Below are 15,463 nucleotides of genomic sequence, written 5' to 3'. Positions count from 1 at the left end.
ACCCGGCGAGGCGGCGGGGCAAATGGGACGATGGGGCATGACGAATGTCGACGACGGGCAGATCGACGGCGAGCGGTTTCTCGAGATCCTCATCGACCGGCTGGGCCCGGACCTCGTCGGGGGCGTGCGACACGAGTATCCCCGGGGTTACACCATCGGGATCGTCGGCCTCGCGCCCATCCAGCGTGGCCGGTCCGCCGAGGGGTTCCGCGTGTCGATGGAGTTCGTCCCCGCGCGCTACTCGGACGCTGAGCTGCGCGTGGGGCAACGTCGACTCTCGGAGGCGTTGGACTGGGAGGCTCTGGGGGTGGTGCGCATGGGCCGCACGGCTGAGGACCTCATCGGGATCGGCGTCTTGTCGCCCTCGCCGCACATCGTCAGCGTCATCGAGAGCGAGGCCCGGGTGCCGGTCCGGGTTTGAAATCACCGCCCTTCGTCGCGCTCTGAGCCTCCAACAGGCCGCGTCCGGCTGACCTTGAGGCCCCAGCAGCTGGACCACCGCATGACTGGGGCGTTATGCGCTCCGGGGAACGCATAACGCCCCAGTCACACCGCAGACTCATCCCGCGACGAGGCGATGGGGGCGGTCCGTGACGCGAAGCGGCGCCGCCCCGAGACCTGGGACGGCGCCGCCTCACGACGTACGAATTAACGGCCGGCTTGCGTGTCGCTCTCGCGGATCGCCTCCGGCTGCTTCGCCTTGGCCTTGTCGGGGTCATTGCCGGGGCCGCCGTCGGCCTGGCCCTTCTGGACCTCGGCCTTGATCCGGGCGCCGATGGTGGCGTCGACGGAGGACCAGTACCAGAACGCCCGCTCCAGCACCGGCGGCGTCACGTCCTGCAGCAACGCCCCGGCGATGGTCTCCACGAACCGGTCCCGGGCAGCGTCGTCGAAGACCTCGCGCACCAGCGTGCCCGCCTGGCCGAAGTCGTCGTCATCCGGGCGCAGGGCCTGCGCGCAGCGGATCATCTCGCCGTCGGCCTCCCAGCCCGCCTCGTCGCGACCGTCGTTGTCGGCGTACCCGCGGCCGGTCGAGTTCGCGGCATAGGTGGCCTGGCCGCCGCTGTGGTAGTACCGCATCGGCCCGTCGAAGGTGTAGACGTTGTACTTCGCCTCGACCTCCGGCAGCGGCCGGTTCACCGGCAGCTGGTCGTGGTTCACGCCGACCCGGGCGCGGTGCGCGTCGGAGTAGGCGAACACCCGCGCCAGCAGCATCCGGTCCGGGCTGAACCCGATGCCCGGCACGATGTTGCTCGGCGCGAACGAGGCCTGGTCGATCTGGGCGAAGAAGTTCTCCGGGTTCTCCTTCAGCGTCATCCGACCCACCTCGATCAGCGGGTAATCCGAGTGCGGCCAGATCTTCGTCAGGTCGAAGGGGTTGAAGTGATAGGTCTTCGCCTCGTCGTACGGCATGATCTGCACCTTCAGCGTCCAGCTTGGGTACTCCCCGCGCTCGATGGCCTGGAACAGATCCCGCCGGTGGAAGTCGGCGTCCTCGCCCGCGATCTTCTCGGCGTCGGCGCCCTTCCAGTTCTCCACGCCCTGGTCGCTGTGGAAGTGGAACTTCACCCAGAACCGCTCGCCGGAGGCGTTGACCAGCATGTAGGTGTGGCTGCCGTAGCCGTTCATGAATCGCCAGCTCCGCGGCAGCCCCCGGTCGCCCATCAGATAGGTGACCTGGTGGGCGCTTTCGGGGTTCAGCGTCCAGAAGTCCCACTGCATGTTCTGGTCGCGCAGCCCGGAATCGCCGAGTCGCTTCTGGCTGCGGATGAAGTTCGGGAACTTCATGGGGTCGCGCAGGAAGAAGATCGGGGTGTTGTTGCCGACGAGGTCCCAGTTGCCCTCGGTCGTGTAGAACTTCAGCGCGAAACCGCGCACGTCGCGCCACGTGTCGGGGGACCCGGCCTCGCCCGCGACCGTCGAGAACCGCGCCAGCATCCGGGTCTTGGTGCCGGGCTGGAACACCGCGGCCTTCGTGTACCTCGTGATGTCGTGCGTGATCTCCAGCTCGCCGAACGCGCCGGAGCCCTTGGCGTGCGGCTTGCGGTCCGGGATGTTCTCCCGGTTGAAGTGCGCGAGGGCGTTGACGAGGTGGTGATCGTGCAGCAGCAGCGGCCCATCGGGACCGAGAGTCAGGCTGTGGCGGTCACTCGGCGCGGGGGCGCCGTTGAGCATCGTCGAGCCGGTGTCGTTTCCGGGGTTGGGCGGCGGGGTCGTCGGCTGAGTCATGGGCCCAGCCAACCCCACAATCCGGCGAAATGCACCCCGAGACCTCGGCCTTTCGCCGACCGCGAACGAGGTTCACCCGAAAGGGTGGGTAGCGATCACCGGCCGCCCGACCTCCGCCGGCCAGTTCGCGGCTCCAGGGAGCGCGCTCAGTCCTTGCCGGTGGCCTTCTCCTCGGCCTCGAGGATGTCGCCCTCGGTGAACAGGTAGGTCTTGAGCTCCTCGCCGAACTGCGGGTACGTCCGCCGCAGCCACTCGATCAACATCGCGGCGTGCTCGGCCTCCTCGTCCCGGTTGTGCTCCAGGATCCGGCGCAGCGACTCGTCGCTGGTGGCCTCGACGCGCTGGTTGTACCAGTCGACGGCCTCCAGCTCCTCCATCAGCGAGACGATGGCGCGGTGCCGGTCCAGGGCCTGCGCGCTGAGGTTCTGCTCGTGGAGTTGCTCGCTGCTCATGGGATCCCCTTCGTCATCGTCGGCCCGGTCGGGTCGGGTTCGCCCACCGGGTACGCCGGGTGCGGATGGCACCGTACGCCGGGTGCGGCTGGGCACCGTACGCCGGGTGCGGCTGGCACCCGCACTCCATCCTGCCTCGCATCGGATCGGGACGGCACCCGGGGCCGCCAACTGTGGCGCGGCCCTCGGCGTCGGCCGCCTGCGGTGGTCCGTCAGGCGCCGAGTTCCACGGATCCCGTGATCACCGTGCGGGCCGCCCCGCCCACCCAGACGACGCCCGCCTCGTCGCGGCTCACGTGGACCCGGCCGCGTCGCCCCAGGGCGGTGCCCTGGGCTGCGACGTACGTCGTGGGCAGCCGCCCCGTCCCGATCAGCCACATCGCAAGCGCGGCGTTGAGGGACCCGGTCACCGGGTCCTCGGGGACGCCGTACCCCGGGCAGAACGCCCGCACCTCCACGTCGGCTGGGCCGCCGGTCGGGTGGGGGCCCACCACCCCCACCTTGGCGTCGCCGAGCGCGGCGAAGTCGGGGCGCAGCGCGAGCACCGTGGCGGCGTCGGTGAGCAGCAGCCCCATCCAGCCGGGGCCGTTGTCGGCCCACGCCGCGTCGACGACGTCCCTCGGGCCGAGCCCGAGTGCCACCGCCACCCGCTGTACGTCGTCCGCGGCCACCGGCCCCGAACGCAGCAGCGGGGGCGCCGCGAAGGCGATCCGATCCGCCTCGATGCGCAGGGCGACCAGCCCGATCCCGCACTCCTGCAACACCGTCGCCGACCCGCCACCCGGCCGGGCCCCGCGCGCCAGCCACGCGTGACAGCTGCCGATCGTGGGGTGCCCGGCGAACGGCAGCTCCCCACCCGGGGTGAAGATGCGGACTCGGTAGTCGGCGCCCTGCGCCCGCCCTTCCGCCGTCGGCGGCAGCAGGAAGGTCGTCTCCGAGAGGTTCGTCCACCGCGCGAACTCGACCATCGGATCCTCGGTGAGGCCGTCGGCGTCGTGCACCACCGCCAGCGGGTTGCCACCCGGCGGCTCGGGGCAGAAGACGTCGATCTGGTCGAAGGGGTACGTCGCCATGCGCGGAGAGTAGCCCCCTGTCGATCAGCCCCCGACGCTTCGGCCACCCGCGTCCCGAAGGACGACGAGGGCGACCAGGATGCCCACCGCGACGGCGGCGCCGACCAGGGCGAGGGCGCCGTAGCCGGCGAGCTGCAACACCACGCCCGCGCCCGCCCCGGCGCCGCCGCCGGCCAGCCCCATCACGAGGTCCGACACCCCCTGCGTGGCCGGCCGGTCGTGCACCGGGAGGGCCCGCGTGATGAGCGTCGAGCCGCTCACCAGCGTGCCGGACCAGCCGAGACCGAGCAGGAACAGCGCGACCGCGAGCAGCGTGGACATGCCCTCGTGGGCGCGGGAGGCCAGCAGGCACGACGCCAGCAGGATGAGCGCGCCGCCGGCGGCCACCGGCCGCCCGCCGAACCGGTCGGTGAGCAGGCCCGTGACGGGTGACAGGGCGTACATCCCAAGGATGTGGATGCTGATGACCAGGCCGATCAGGCGCAGGCCGGCCCCAGCGTGGTCCATGTGCAGCGGGGTCATCACCATCACCCCGACCATCACGGCGTGACCGCCGGCCAGGACGAGCAGCCCCAGCAGCGCCCGCGGGTGGCTGGCGATGATCCGCAGCCCCGACCAGACCGAGCCGTGCATGCGCGTGCCGGGTTGCGCCTCCCGCTGCCTCGGGTCGGACCGCGTCCCCGGCGTCGCGCCGGACGCCGCGCCGGGTGTCGGGCCGGACGCCTCGCCGGGCGTTGCGCTGGCCGCCTCGGCCTCCAGCGCCCGCGCCACCAGCAGCGGGTCCGGCCGCAGGAAGGCCTGCAGCACCGCGATAGCCAGCGCGAACCCGGCCATCGAGAAGACGAACGAGCCCGCCATCTCCGGCAGGCCCAGCGCCGAGCCCACGGTCTCCGCCGGGCCGACGAGGTTGGGCCCCAGCACCGAACCGACCGTGGTGGCCCACACGACGAGGCTCAGGTCCCGGCCGATGTGTTGGGGCTCGGCGAGGTCGCTGGCGGCGTACCGGCTCTGGCTGTTCGACGCCGTCGCCCCGCCGAACAGCGCCGTGCCGAGCAGCAGGAGCGGGAACAGGGACAGGATGGCCGCGGCGACGACCAGCGCCGCGCCGGCGGCGGCGACGACGTACCCCAGCGCCAGCCCCGACCGGCGACCCCGCCTGGCCATCCGGCGCGCGAGCGGTACGGCGAGCAGGGCGCCCCCGAAGACCTGCGCCGTCGTGCCCAGCCCCGCGAGGGCCTCCGACCCGGACACCCGCCGGGCCAGTAGGGCGGTGACCGCGATGCCGCTCGCGACGCCCACGCCGCCGAGCACCTGGGCGCCGACCAGCGTCGTCAGCGTGCGCCGCTGGACGGCGCGGCGGTCGGGTGCGGGAGCGGGGGCCGGGGCCGACGCGTCGCGGTACGGCGGGCCGGGCGCGGCGGCGGAGGGGGTGGGCACGGGCGTCAGTATCGCCGAGGCCCCCCGGCATTCCCGCCGGTATTCCCGTCGTTGACCCCGCCGCCCGGCGGAGGATGGGTCCATGCCCGCCTCGACGTACCTGCGTGACGCCGCGGAACGCGGCGCCGTCCGCGCCCTCGCCCGCTCCCCGCGCCTGCTGCACCGCGCCGTCGGGATCCGGTCGCGCAATCTCGCCGGAGCCGACCTCGACCCCGCGGTGGGCGCGGCGCTGCGCTTCATGCGGCTGTCGTCCGGCCCCAGCTTCGAGGAGCTCCCGCTCGCGCAGGCCCGCGCGGCGATCGACCACGAGGCGAAGCTGTACGCCGGCCGGATGGAGCCCTGCGCCGTCGTGCGCGACGTGACGATCCCGACTCCCGAGGGTGCGATTCGGGGGCGCCTCTACCGGGCCGATGCCGGCGACACGGACCGGCTGCTGGTCTACTTCCACGGCGGCGGATTCGTCCTCGGCGGCCTGGACAGCACCGACGGTGTGGCCCGATTCCTGGCCCGCTATTCGGGTGTTTCGGTGCTCTCCGTGGAATACCGTCTGGCGCCCGAACATCCGTTCCCGGCCGCGCCGGACGATGCGCTCGCGGCGTACCGGTTCGCCGAGCAGATGGCGCCCGACTGGGGCCACGACCCCGAACTCATCGCGGTGGGTGGCGACAGCGCCGGAGCAAATCTGGCCACGGTGCTCTGCGCGGATCGGCAGCGGGCCGGGTTGCCGATGCCCGCGTTTCAGCTGCTGTTCTTCCCGGTCACCGACTTCTCGCGCAAGCGCGCGTCGTACGCCGAGTTCGCGGACGGCTTCTTCCTCACGGATCGGCAGATGGACTGGTACACGGAGCAGTACCTCCCCGGTCGCGTCGACGTGGCCGATCCTCGGGCGTCGCCCCTGCTCGCGGGCGATCTGGCCGGGCTCCCCCCGGCGTACATCGCAGTGGCCGGATTCGACGTCCTGCGTGACGAAGGCGAGGACTACGCCCGGGCCCTGGACGCGGCCGGGGTGCGGGTGGCGCTGCGGCGGCACGACGGTCTGGTGCACGCATTCGTCAACGCGACCGGGCTGTTCGCGGCGGGCAAGGAGGCTACTCTCGAGGCGGCCGGCGCCATGCGCATGGGGGTCGGCGGCGGGCTCGCTCGCTACCGTTAGCGTCCCTCGCCTGGCGGTCGGCCGGGCAGGACCGCTTTTTCCGTGGGGCGGGCAGCGGCTTCCGCGCCCGCGCCTGCACGGTTATCATAATCCCCGGGGTAAGCCGGAACATGTGCTGCGGGCGGTCACGCAGGTGCCGGGCGTTTTGATCAGTTATGCCCCGATTTGTTGGCAGACTCGCGAGGGGTGACCCCCCTCGGGGTTCGCGGCGACACGACCAGCTGCTTCGCCGCAGCGACAGGCAAAGGCGGCACGAGTGCATGAGCGGGACTGAGAAGCCGGTGAACACGCCGGCCCGACAGCGTCGGGCGGAGCGGCGGCGGGCGACGTACGAGGAGATGCTGTCGCTCGCCCGCGACGCGCTCCGCGAGGGACGGCCGGTCTCGTTGCGGGCCATCGCCGCGGACATGGGCATGACGGCGCCGGCGCTGTACCGGTACGTCGACTCGCACGCCGCCCTGCAGGAGGTGCTCGGCGAGTCGATCCTCGACGACGTGCTGGGCCGGATGCGGGAGGCGGCGGACTCGTGGCCACCCGAGCGGCACGGGCATCGGCTGGTCTGCTCGCTGTACGCCTTCCGGAGCTGGGCGCTCTCCCGCCCCGAGGAGTTCCGGCTGGTCTTCGGGCAGCCGCGCACGCCCGAGGACGCAGAGGCGACGCTCGCGGGGCGGCTGCCCCATCGGATCCGGTTCACCTGGCACCTGATGAGCTGCCTCGCCGGGATGCACCGCGCCGGTCGGGTCGGTGCCGCGCTGGACGAGGAGGTCCCGGAGGAATTCCGCGCCGAGCTGGTGCGCCTCCAGGAGCTGTGCGCGCAGGACGGCCACGAGATCGACGCGCCGATCGGGTTGTGGTGGACCGCGGTCACCCACTGGATCGTGCTGTGCGGCGTGGTCCGCATGGAGGTCGACCGGATGCCGGGGGAGGCCCTGGTGGCCGACGGCATCCTGTTCCGCGAGGCGCTCGCGCTGTGTGGCCAGGGGATCGGCGTCCCCGCCGACCGGGTGAGTGAGACCGTCGGCGAGGCCGTCCGCCGCTGCTGACGGGCTCCCTTTGACGGCCCCCGACTGGGGTCGCATCGGCTGGGGACTTCACCGGCTGAACCGCCTGACATGCTGGGCTCGTGCCTGCCAACACCGTCGTTTCCCTCGAGCCCGTTGCTCCCGTTGCCTTCGGCCGGTTGGCCGCATGCCGCCGCGGGCGCCGTCGGCCGTTCGCTGCCGTGGTCTGCGGGATGCTGCTGGCGGCTCTCGCGGCGGGCTGCGCGGACTCGGGCGGGTCGCCGGCGGCGGCGAGCGATGCGGCGACGGGGGCCGGCCCGGCGCCGACCTCGCTGTCGGGTTGGCCGACGCCGGCGGGCCGCCTGTCCGACGCCGAATCCACGACGGTATTCGACCGCGCGTCCGCGGCCCTGGCGGCCCAGCAGACCATGCTGGTCAACTTCTCGTACGAGCGCACCGACGGCTTCTGCGTCCCGCAGGTCCTCAACCCCGTCATCCGGCTGGACGCGCGCGACCGGTCGGCGCCCGTGGCCTCGCTCGGCCTGAGCATCCTCGCCAGCAACGTCGCCGTCGGCGGGAAGGTCTACCGGCAGCAGCCCGACCCGTCCGGCTCCTCGACGGTGTGGGTGGTCGGCCCCGAAGCGCGGACCGCCCTGGAGTTCGTGCTGTGGAAGCCGGGGGCGGCCGGGTCCGCCGTGGCCTACCTCGGCAGCGAGCAGGTGGCCGGTCGCAACGCCCGGCACTACCGCGCGTACGACCCCGCCGCGTACGCCGGGCCGACCTCGCCGTCGGCGTCCGGTGCCACGTCCGGCGCATCGGGCGCGCCGGGGGCGTCCGCGTCGCCGACCCCGTGCCGGACGCCCCCCGCTGCGGCGACCCCGACCGGCACGTCGAGCGGTACGGCGAGCGGCGGTGCCAGCGCGGGTACGGCGAGCGCGGGTACGCCGAGCCCGGGCGGGACCACCGCGCCCGCCCCGACCACGAAGGCCACCGGCCCCGGCGGGTCCGGGGGGATCGGCGGGATCGGCGACTACGACGACTTCTGGCTCGGCGACGACGGGACGCTGCTGCGGATGGGCAGCGTCCTCGGCGAGCTCAAGCTCACGTCGCACACGATCACCTACGGGCGCGACCTGCGCGTCGACGTACCGGACGTGCGCGCGGCGATCACCGAGGAGGACTACGCGCGGCGCCAGTCGTCCGGCTCGGCCACCGCATCGCCCTCCGCACTGGGGTGACCGCGACCGTTCGTGACCTGCACGTTTGGTGCCATGGCACCCAAAGCGCAGGTCACGAACGGTCGAACTGCCCAACCACGGCTCGCGCGAGTCATGATGAGGCATGCCGAGACTCGCCGTGCCCCGCTCGCCAGCGCGACCCCGGGACCGGCGCCGTCGCGTCGCCGCCGGCATGGCGGTGGCGGCCGCGCTGGCGGCGACGGGCTGCTCCAGCAGCCAGCCGGGCACGCATGTCCCCACGGCCGGCTCGCCCACCCCGGCGTCGGGGTCGGGTGGCGCCGCCGGGCCAGGAACCGGCGCCGCGCTCGACGTACAGGTTCTGACCCGCGGCATCAGCCACGGCTGGGACGTGGGCTTTCTCCCGGACGGGAACCTCCTCGTCAGCGAGCGCGGCGGCCGGTTCGTCGTCGCCGACCCGCGGCGCGCTCCGGACCAGCCGCGGGCCGTCGAGGGCGACCTGTCGCAGGTGTACGCGCGCGGCGAGGGCGGGCTCCTCGGATTCGTGCTGCACCCCGACTTCGCGACGAGCGGCCTGCTCACCGCGTGCCTCGACCACGCCGAGGGGGGCGCGCCGGTCGACGTCCGGTTGGTGACCTACCGGCTGTCCACCGCGGGATCCAACGGCGCCCGGCGCATCGAACGGGTGAAGGACCTGCTCACCGGCCTGCCGATCAACCCCAGCGGACGGCACTCCGGCTGCCGGCCGACGATCGCCGCCGACGGCGCGCTCGTCGTGGGCACCGGGGATACGGCGAACGGCGCGCTGCCGCAGGACCGCGGCAGCCTGGGCGGCAAGACGCTGCGGCTGGACCTGACGACGGGGCAGCCGGCGGCGGGCAACCCGTTCGCGTCGGCCGGGAATCCGAAGGAGCGGTACGTCTACACCTACGGCCACCGCAACGTGCAGGGCGTCGCCGTGCAGCCCGGGACCGGGGCCTTGTACTCGGTCGAGCACGGCCCGGATCGCGACGACGAGGTCAACCGCCTGAAGGCCGGCGCGAACTACGGATGGGACCCCGCCCAGGGCGGCACGCGCGGCGGGTACGACGAGTCGGTCCCCATGACCGACCTCAAGCGCTTTCCGGACGCCGTACCGGCGGTGTGGAGCTCCGGCGACCCCACCCTCGCGACCAGCGGCGCCGCGTTCGTCGCGGGGTCGGAATGGGGACCGTACGACGGGGCGCTCGCGGTCACCGCGCTCAAGGCGAGCAAGCTGCTGTTCCTGCGCGTCGGCGCCGACGGGAAGGTCACGTCGGTGACGGTGCCAAAGGAGCTGGACGGGACGTACGGGCGGCTGCGCGCGGCCCGAGTCGGCCCCGACAAGGCGCTCTACGTCACGAGCAGCAACGGGGACGGCGACGTGCTGGTGCGCATCACCCGCAAGCCGTGACGCCGGCCAGGTGCTCGCGGAGCGCCGGAATGACCAGGTCCGGGGCCTCCTCCACGAGGAAATGCCCGGCCGGTACGCCGTAGCCGGTGACGTTCGGGAACCACCGGCGCCAGCACGCCAGCGGATCCACCTGCGCGCCCACGACCCCCTTGGTCCCCCACAGGAGCAGGGCGGGGAGGTCGGCAGTGCGACCCTCGTCGGCGCGGTCGTGGTCGAGATCGATGGTCGCGCCCGCCCGGTAGTCCCCGCACCACGCCGCCACGACACTGGGCTTGCGGGCCGCCTGCTCGTACGCCGCGAGCGCGCCCGGGTCGAACACGTCGAGCGGCCCGGAGAGCCCGCCGAGGGCATCGCGCAGGTAGCCGACCGGATCGGACCCGATGAGCCGCTCCGGCATCCCGCCCGGCTGGGCGAGGAACGGCCAGTGGTAGTACTTCATCGCGAGCCACGCGTCCATCTGTGCCCAGACGTCGAGCGTCGGCAGGATGTCGAGCAGCGCGACCGAGGCCACGGCGTCCGCGGAGTCGAGGACCATGCGGTGGGCCGTCCGGGCGCCGCGGTCGTGGGCGATGACGTGGAACCGCTCGTGACCGAGCGCGCGCATGAGCGCGACCTGGTCGGCGGCCATCGCGCGGAACGTGTAGTCGGTCTCGTGGGTGATCGAGTCTCCGTAGCCGCGCAGGTCGGCGGCGACCACGGCGTACGTCGTGGCCAGCTCGGCCGCCGCCCGATGCCACATGGCGTGCGTTTGCGGGTACCCGTGCAGCAGCAGGACCGGCGCGCCCTCGGGAGCGCCGCCCACGCGGGCATGGATGAGCGCGCCGGGCACCTCGACGTCGATCTCCCGAAAGCCCTCGAACATGGGCCGACCCTACCGACCCCGACGCTCACGCTCACCCGGCCCCGACGCTCACGCCCACCCGCTGGCGACCTTCCCCCGCTTTGTCACCATGGTTGCGTTCCAGGGGCCGATTGCCGCAACCATGGTTGCGGCGCCACGGCCGAATCTCGCAACCATGGTTGCGTTCCAGGGGCTGATTTCCGCAACCATGGTGACGGGTTAGGGCAGCCCGTCCACGTAGGCGACGCCGCGCGCCACCCATCCGGCCAGGGCCTCGTCGTCCGCCAGCGCCGCGGGGTCGACGAGCAGCCAGCCCTTGAGCTCGCTGCCGCGCATCACCATCCGCGCCACCCGGTCGCCGTCGAGCAGCCCGTCCGCGTCAGCCGGGTCGACGCGGACCATGAGGCTGCCCGCGCTCGCCGCGGCGACCGCCATGTGTCCGTCGACCAGGAACGCCAGGCCACCGAACATCCGCTTCTCCCGTACGCCGTCGCGCCCCGCCAGCGCAGCACGGATGCGGTGGGCCAGCTCCTCGTCGTACGCCATGCGCGCCAGTATCCCGCCAGCCCACCGAACACCGACAAGCTCCGCCGGGCCGCGTTCTTCTGGGGGCACCCCCGCTGCGCGGGGGACAGCGCTCGTCTTGACGGGAGCGCTTCCTCGAACTCCGCTGCGCTGCGTTCTTCGTCAGCGCTCGTAGACCGTGATGTCGAACGCGTACTGGTCCGCCCGGTAGCAGTGGTCACCGAACTCGACGGCCGCGCCCGACCCGTCGTATGCCTTCCGCGTCATCGTCAACAACGGGTCCGACTTACTCAACCCCAGCAACCGCTGCTCGCGAGTCGACGGGCTCCGTGCCCCGATCGTCTGGTGCGCCACCGCCGGGCGAACCCCGCGACCGCGCAACAGCTCGTACAGGCTGCGCTCGGTCAGGTCGGCCGCCGTCAGGTCCGCGAACTCCGGCGGCAACCAGTTCCGCAGCACCCCGATCGGCGTATCGTCCGCGAGCCGCAGCCGCTCCACCAGCACCAGCGGGGTGTCCGCGCGCACTTTCAGCGCCTCGGCCGCGCGGTCGTCGTACGACTCCGTCTCGAACAGGAGCACCTCCGTGCGGGGCACCCGCCCCTGCCGCCGCAGGTCGTCGTACAGGCTGGTCAGCTCGTCGCGACGGTGAATGACCTCGTTCGCGACGGTCGTCCCGACCCCCCGCCGCCGGACCAGCAGCCCCCGCGACACCATCTCCGCGATGGCGCGCCGCACCGTCGGACGTGAGAGCTGGAGTCGCTCGGCCAGGGCGATCTCGTTCTCGAACGGATCGCCCGGTTTGAGCACGCCGTTCTCGACCGCGGCGGTCAGCTGCTGGGCGAGCTGGTGGTACAGCGGGACCGGGCTCGTCCGGTCGATCACCACCGGTAGCTCTGTGCTCATCTCCCGAGGGTAAACGCTCACACCCGGACATACCTATTCATTGGTCGTGCTGTATGGACGTCCAGACAAAACCCACTGCCTGCCCCGACGCTTGGCCACGGTCCAGGCGGCGGTCGCGCCCGCACCCAAACGCCGGTGCGACGTCCCGCACATTCGCGCTATTGATCTATTGACAGGACAAACCCCTCAGGCGCTAGCGTGGGGCTACCCCAGCTCGCCCGCACTCGAAGGACTCGCGCCATGACGCAGGACAAGTCCCGCAACACCGACCCGCGCTTCAGCAAGCTCGCCATCGGGGTCTGCCCCGACCAGTGGGGCGTGTGGTTCCCCGAGGACCCGGTCCAGATCCCCTGGCGGCAGGCGTTGCAGGAGATGGCGGATGCGGGCTTCTCGATCATGGAGACGGGCCCGTTCGGCTACTTCCCGACCGACCCGAAGGAGCTCAAGACGGTCATGGACGACCACGGCTTCAAGGTCGTCGCCGGCACCGGCTGGGGGATCCTGCACAAGGAGGAGGCCTGGGCCGCAACGGAGGCCACGTTCCGGGCCATCGGCGAGACGCATGCGGCGGTCGGCGCCGAGTACGTCGTGCACCTGCCCCCCATGTTCCGAGACGAGAAGACCGGCGAGTTCACCGACGAGCGGGTCCTGACGGGCAAGGCCTGGGACCTCTACATCGCCAACGCCAACCGGCTGGGCCGGCTCCTCAAGGACGACTACGGCCTGCAGATGGTGCTGCACCCGCACGGCGACAGCCACATCGAGACCCGCGGGGACATCGACCGGATCTTCCAGGCCACCGACCCCGAGTACGTCGGGTTCTGCCTCGACACCGGCCACATCGTCTACGGCCAGGGCGACTGCATCGACCTCATCAAGACCTACCCCGAGCGCATCTCCTACGTCCACATCAAGGCGATGGACCCGCAGCTGGTCAAGCAGGCCCACGACGACGACTGGCCGTTCGTCGCGGCCGTCCACAAGGGCGTCTCGGTGGCCCCGCCGGAGGGCGAGCCAAAGATGCCCAGCCTGATCGAGGCGCTCGCGGACCTGGACAAGGAGCTGTACGTCGTGTGCGAGCAGGACATGTACGGCTGCGACCCCTCCTACCCCAAGCCCAACGCCATCAAGACCCGCGAGTACCTCGCCTCGTGCGGCCTCGGGCTTAAGTGACCACCCCCGCGTACGTCGTTCGCCGCGAGCAAAAGGACTCCTGACATGGCACTGCGCATCGGCATGATCGGCCCCGGCGGCATGGGGCAGGCCCACCTCGACCGCATCCGCACGGTCATCTCCGGCGGCGAGATCGCCGGGGTCAGCGACATCGCCGCGGACAACACGGCGACGGTGGCCAGCAAGTACGGCGTTCGCGCGTTCGCAAGCTCGGCGGAGCTCATCAACTCCCCGGACGTCGACGCGGTGATGATCTGCAGCTTCGGCCCCGCCCACGAGGCGGACGTGCTGGCCTGCATCGCGGCCGGCAAGCCGGTCTTCTGCGAGAAGCCGCTCACCCCGGACGCGCAGGGCTCGCTCAACATCATGGCCGCCGAGGAGGCGGCGGGCCGCAAGTTCACGACCGTGGGGTTCATGCGCCGGTTCGACGAGTCCTATCGCCAGATGAAGACGATCCTCGACTCCGGTGAGATCGGCGCGGCGCTCATGGTGCACTGCGCCCACCGCAACCCGACCGTGCCCGAGCGCTACACCTGGGACATGGCCATCAACGACACGGCCATCCACGAGATCGACACGATGCGCTGGCTGCTCGGCCAGGAGTTCGTGTCCGTGCGGGTGGACAAGCCCAAGCGCACCTCGAAGCGGTTCGAGCACCTGCAAGACCCGCTGGTCCTCATCCTCACCACCGAGTCCGGGGTGCGGGTCGACGACGAGGTGTTCGTCAACTGCCAGTACGGCTACGACATTCGCTGCGAGCTGGTCGCCGAGGAGGGCATCGTCGCCCTCGGTGACCAGGAGAAGGTGCTGCGCCGCGACCGGCGCGGCGCCCACAACCACATCGTCATGGACCACAACGAGCGGTTCTGGGGCGCTTTCGTCACCGAGGTGCAGGAGTGGATCGCGGCCGCCTCGCGCGGCGAGCACACCGGCTCGTCGGCCTGGGATGGGTACGCCGCGGCCGTGGTCTGCGACGCCGGCGTCAAGGCGCTCACCGAGGACGGCGAGGTCGCCATCGAGATGATCCCCAAGCCGGCCCTCTACGCCTGACGCTCGCCCGCAGCCCCGACGTACGCCGTACGACCGTTCGTGACCTGCCCGTTTGGTGCCATGGCACCCTTTGCGCAGGTCACGAACGGTCGAGCCGACATAAGGAGCACCGATGGTGAAGATCCTGCTCGACCCGAGCATGTACCACCCCCACCTCTCGGTCGCCGAGGAGTGTCAGAAGGCCGCCGACCTGGGCTACCAGTACCTCGAACTCAGCCCCCGCTGGGACTTCCACGAGTGGCACCACTACCCGAAGGTGGATCGCGCCGAGCTCGCCAAGGTCAAGGCCGCGATGGCGACCACCGGGGTGAAGATCTGGACCTTCAACCCGGTGTTCAACTGGGCCAGCCCGGACGAGCAGGAACGCCAGGCGCAGGTCCGCAACTTCCGCCGCTTGCTGCAGTTGGCGCACGAGCTGGAGGTCCCGCTCATCGCGACCGAGCTGTCCGGCGATCCGACCGAGCCGCTGAAGTCCGAGCACCAGTTCTTCCGCAGCATCGAGGAACTCGCGCCGGACTTCGAGAAGTACGGCATCGAGTGCACGATCGAGGCACACCCCTACGACTTCGTCGAGACCAACGCGCGGGCGGTCGGCATCGTCCGGGGCGTGGACCGGGACTGGTTCAACTACGAGTTCTGCTGCCCGCACATGTTCCACCTGAGCCAGGGGGCGGGGAACGCGCGGGCGATGCTGGAGTACGCCGGCCCGCGGCTGAAGCACGTGCACATCGCCGACGTCTACAACCACCTGGCCAACGTGGGGAACCGCTACATCGTCAACCCGCCCGGCGTGGACGCCCGCATCCACCAGCACAACGAGATCGGCAACGGCGAGGTCCCCTGGGACGAGGTGTTCGGCTACCTGCGCGACACGTCGTACGACGGCCCGGTCAGCGTCTGCGTGTTCGGCTGGGAGGAACGCGCCGATGACATCCACGTCGCGATGCGGGAACGTATCACTCAGGAGCTGGGCGCCTAGGCACGGCTCGCCCGAGCCC

Annotated in this window: 15 protein-coding genes; 8 read left to right on the top strand and 7 right to left on the bottom strand. The window is 71.7% G+C overall.

All coding sequences use genetic code 11. The features are described 5' to 3' along the window. The first annotated feature begins 37 nt into the window (after positions 1 to 37). Positions 38 to 421: a hypothetical protein gene (locus IPK37_05405; protein ID QQS01843.1), complete on the top strand. Its 384-nt coding sequence runs from the start codon at positions 38 to 40 to the stop codon at positions 419 to 421. Positions 422 to 648: 227 nt separating this feature from the next. Here IPK37_05405 and IPK37_05400 read toward each other — a convergent pair whose 3' ends face one another. The 4 genes from IPK37_05400 to IPK37_05385 form a co-directional block, all read right to left on the bottom strand. Then, positions 649 to 2,229 carry a catalase gene (locus tag IPK37_05400; protein ID QQS01842.1) on the bottom strand — a complete coding sequence of 527 codons (1,581 nt, stop codon included), beginning with the start codon at positions 2,227 to 2,229 and terminating at the stop codon, positions 649 to 651. 146 nt (positions 2,230 to 2,375) lie between these two features. Next, complete coding sequence (locus IPK37_05395; GenBank protein ID QQS01841.1) at positions 2,376 to 2,681, bottom strand: ferritin; 306 nt, start codon at positions 2,679 to 2,681, stop codon at positions 2,376 to 2,378. A gap of 212 nt (positions 2,682 to 2,893) precedes the next feature. Continuing rightward, positions 2,894 to 3,754: a PhzF family phenazine biosynthesis protein gene (locus IPK37_05390; GenBank protein ID QQS01840.1), complete on the bottom strand. Its 861-nt coding sequence runs from the start codon at positions 3,752 to 3,754 to the stop codon at positions 2,894 to 2,896. 24 nt (positions 3,755 to 3,778) lie between these two features. Next, a complete protein-coding gene (locus IPK37_05385; GenBank protein QQS01839.1) occupies positions 3,779 to 5,275 on the bottom strand; it encodes an MFS transporter in 1,497 nt (498 codons plus the stop codon). Between IPK37_05385 and IPK37_05380 the strand changes: the two genes are divergently transcribed. From IPK37_05380 to IPK37_05365, 4 genes are all read left to right on the top strand, one after another. After that, positions 5,274 to 6,344, top strand: a complete 1,071-nt coding sequence (locus tag IPK37_05380; protein ID QQS01838.1) for an alpha/beta hydrolase — start codon at positions 5,274 to 5,276, stop codon at positions 6,342 to 6,344. The two genes, IPK37_05385 and IPK37_05380, sit on opposite strands and share 2 nt — an antisense overlap. A 260-nt stretch (positions 6,345 to 6,604) precedes the next feature. Continuing rightward, positions 6,605 to 7,387: a WHG domain-containing protein gene (locus IPK37_05375; GenBank protein ID QQS01837.1), complete on the top strand. Its 783-nt coding sequence runs from the start codon at positions 6,605 to 6,607 to the stop codon at positions 7,385 to 7,387. 80 nt (positions 7,388 to 7,467) lie between these two features. Continuing rightward, a complete protein-coding gene (locus IPK37_05370; protein ID QQS01836.1) occupies positions 7,468 to 8,583 on the top strand; it encodes a hypothetical protein in 1,116 nt (371 codons plus the stop codon). Positions 8,584 to 8,686: 103 nt separating this feature from the next. After that, the gene (locus IPK37_05365) at positions 8,687 to 9,973 is read left to right on the top strand and encodes a PQQ-dependent sugar dehydrogenase (protein ID QQS01835.1); all 1,287 of its coding nucleotides are present in this window, start codon (positions 8,687 to 8,689) and stop codon (positions 9,971 to 9,973) included. On the opposite strand, the gene IPK37_05360 is transcribed toward IPK37_05365, so the two are convergent. From IPK37_05360 to IPK37_05350, 3 genes are all read right to left on the bottom strand, one after another. Beyond that, a complete protein-coding gene (locus IPK37_05360) occupies positions 9,957 to 10,835 on the bottom strand; it encodes an alpha/beta hydrolase (protein QQS01834.1) in 879 nt (292 codons plus the stop codon). The two genes, IPK37_05365 and IPK37_05360, sit on opposite strands and share 17 nt — an antisense overlap. Before the next feature lie 198 nt (positions 10,836 to 11,033). Then, complete coding sequence (locus IPK37_05355; protein QQS01833.1) at positions 11,034 to 11,360, bottom strand: TfoX/Sxy family protein; 327 nt, start codon at positions 11,358 to 11,360, stop codon at positions 11,034 to 11,036. Between the two features lie 141 nt (positions 11,361 to 11,501). Next, positions 11,502 to 12,242: a GntR family transcriptional regulator gene (locus IPK37_05350; protein QQS01832.1), complete on the bottom strand. Its 741-nt coding sequence runs from the start codon at positions 12,240 to 12,242 to the stop codon at positions 11,502 to 11,504. 240 nt (positions 12,243 to 12,482) lie between these two features. Here IPK37_05350 and IPK37_05345 point away from each other — a divergent pair, with 240 nt between their 5' ends. From IPK37_05345 to IPK37_05335, 3 genes are all read left to right on the top strand, one after another. Beyond that, a complete protein-coding gene (locus IPK37_05345; protein QQS01831.1) occupies positions 12,483 to 13,415 on the top strand; it encodes a TIM barrel protein in 933 nt (310 codons plus the stop codon). A gap of 45 nt (positions 13,416 to 13,460) precedes the next feature. Continuing rightward, positions 13,461 to 14,465, top strand: a complete 1,005-nt coding sequence (locus tag IPK37_05340; protein ID QQS01830.1) for a Gfo/Idh/MocA family oxidoreductase — start codon at positions 13,461 to 13,463, stop codon at positions 14,463 to 14,465. A gap of 112 nt (positions 14,466 to 14,577) precedes the next feature. Continuing rightward, the gene (locus tag IPK37_05335) at positions 14,578 to 15,444 is read left to right on the top strand and encodes a sugar phosphate isomerase/epimerase (GenBank protein QQS01829.1); all 867 of its coding nucleotides are present in this window, start codon (positions 14,578 to 14,580) and stop codon (positions 15,442 to 15,444) included. Positions 15,445 to 15,463: the final 19 nt, after the last annotated feature.

Origin of the sequence: Austwickia sp. (genome assembly GCA_016699675.1) — a bacterium.
GTDB lineage: Bacteria > Actinomycetota > Actinomycetes > Actinomycetales > Dermatophilaceae > Austwickia.
This window is presented reverse-complemented; position numbering and strand designations above follow the sequence as displayed.

Bases quoted from the DNA above. Each gene is read 5' to 3' on its own strand.
- IPK37_05335 (QQS01829.1), top strand. From the start codon at position 14,578: ATGGTGAAGATCCTGCTCGACCCGAGCATGTACCACCCCCACCTCTCG.
- IPK37_05395 (QQS01841.1), bottom strand. From the start codon at position 2,681: ATGAGCAGCGAGCAACTCCACGAGCAGAACCTCAGCGCGCAGGCCCTG.
- IPK37_05360 (QQS01834.1), bottom strand. From the start codon at position 10,835: ATGTTCGAGGGCTTTCGGGAGATCGACGTCGAGGTGCCCGGCGCGCTC.
- IPK37_05345 (QQS01831.1), top strand. From the start codon at position 12,483: ATGACGCAGGACAAGTCCCGCAACACCGACCCGCGCTTCAGCAAGCTC.
- IPK37_05380 (QQS01838.1), top strand. From the start codon at position 5,274: ATGCCCGCCTCGACGTACCTGCGTGACGCCGCGGAACGCGGCGCCGTC.
- IPK37_05355 (QQS01833.1), bottom strand. From the start codon at position 11,360: ATGGCGTACGACGAGGAGCTGGCCCACCGCATCCGTGCTGCGCTGGCG.
- IPK37_05390 (QQS01840.1), bottom strand. From the start codon at position 3,754: ATGGCGACGTACCCCTTCGACCAGATCGACGTCTTCTGCCCCGAGCCG.
- IPK37_05405 (QQS01843.1), top strand. From the start codon at position 38: ATGACGAATGTCGACGACGGGCAGATCGACGGCGAGCGGTTTCTCGAG.
- IPK37_05375 (QQS01837.1), top strand. From the start codon at position 6,605: ATGAGCGGGACTGAGAAGCCGGTGAACACGCCGGCCCGACAGCGTCGG.
- IPK37_05350 (QQS01832.1), bottom strand. From the start codon at position 12,242: ATGAGCACAGAGCTACCGGTGGTGATCGACCGGACGAGCCCGGTCCCG.
- IPK37_05365 (QQS01835.1), top strand. From the start codon at position 8,687: ATGCCGAGACTCGCCGTGCCCCGCTCGCCAGCGCGACCCCGGGACCGG.
- IPK37_05385 (QQS01839.1), bottom strand. From the start codon at position 5,275: ATGGACCCATCCTCCGCCGGGCGGCGGGGTCAACGACGGGAATACCGG.
- IPK37_05400 (QQS01842.1), bottom strand. From the start codon at position 2,229: ATGACTCAGCCGACGACCCCGCCGCCCAACCCCGGAAACGACACCGGC.
- IPK37_05340 (QQS01830.1), top strand. From the start codon at position 13,461: ATGGCACTGCGCATCGGCATGATCGGCCCCGGCGGCATGGGGCAGGCC.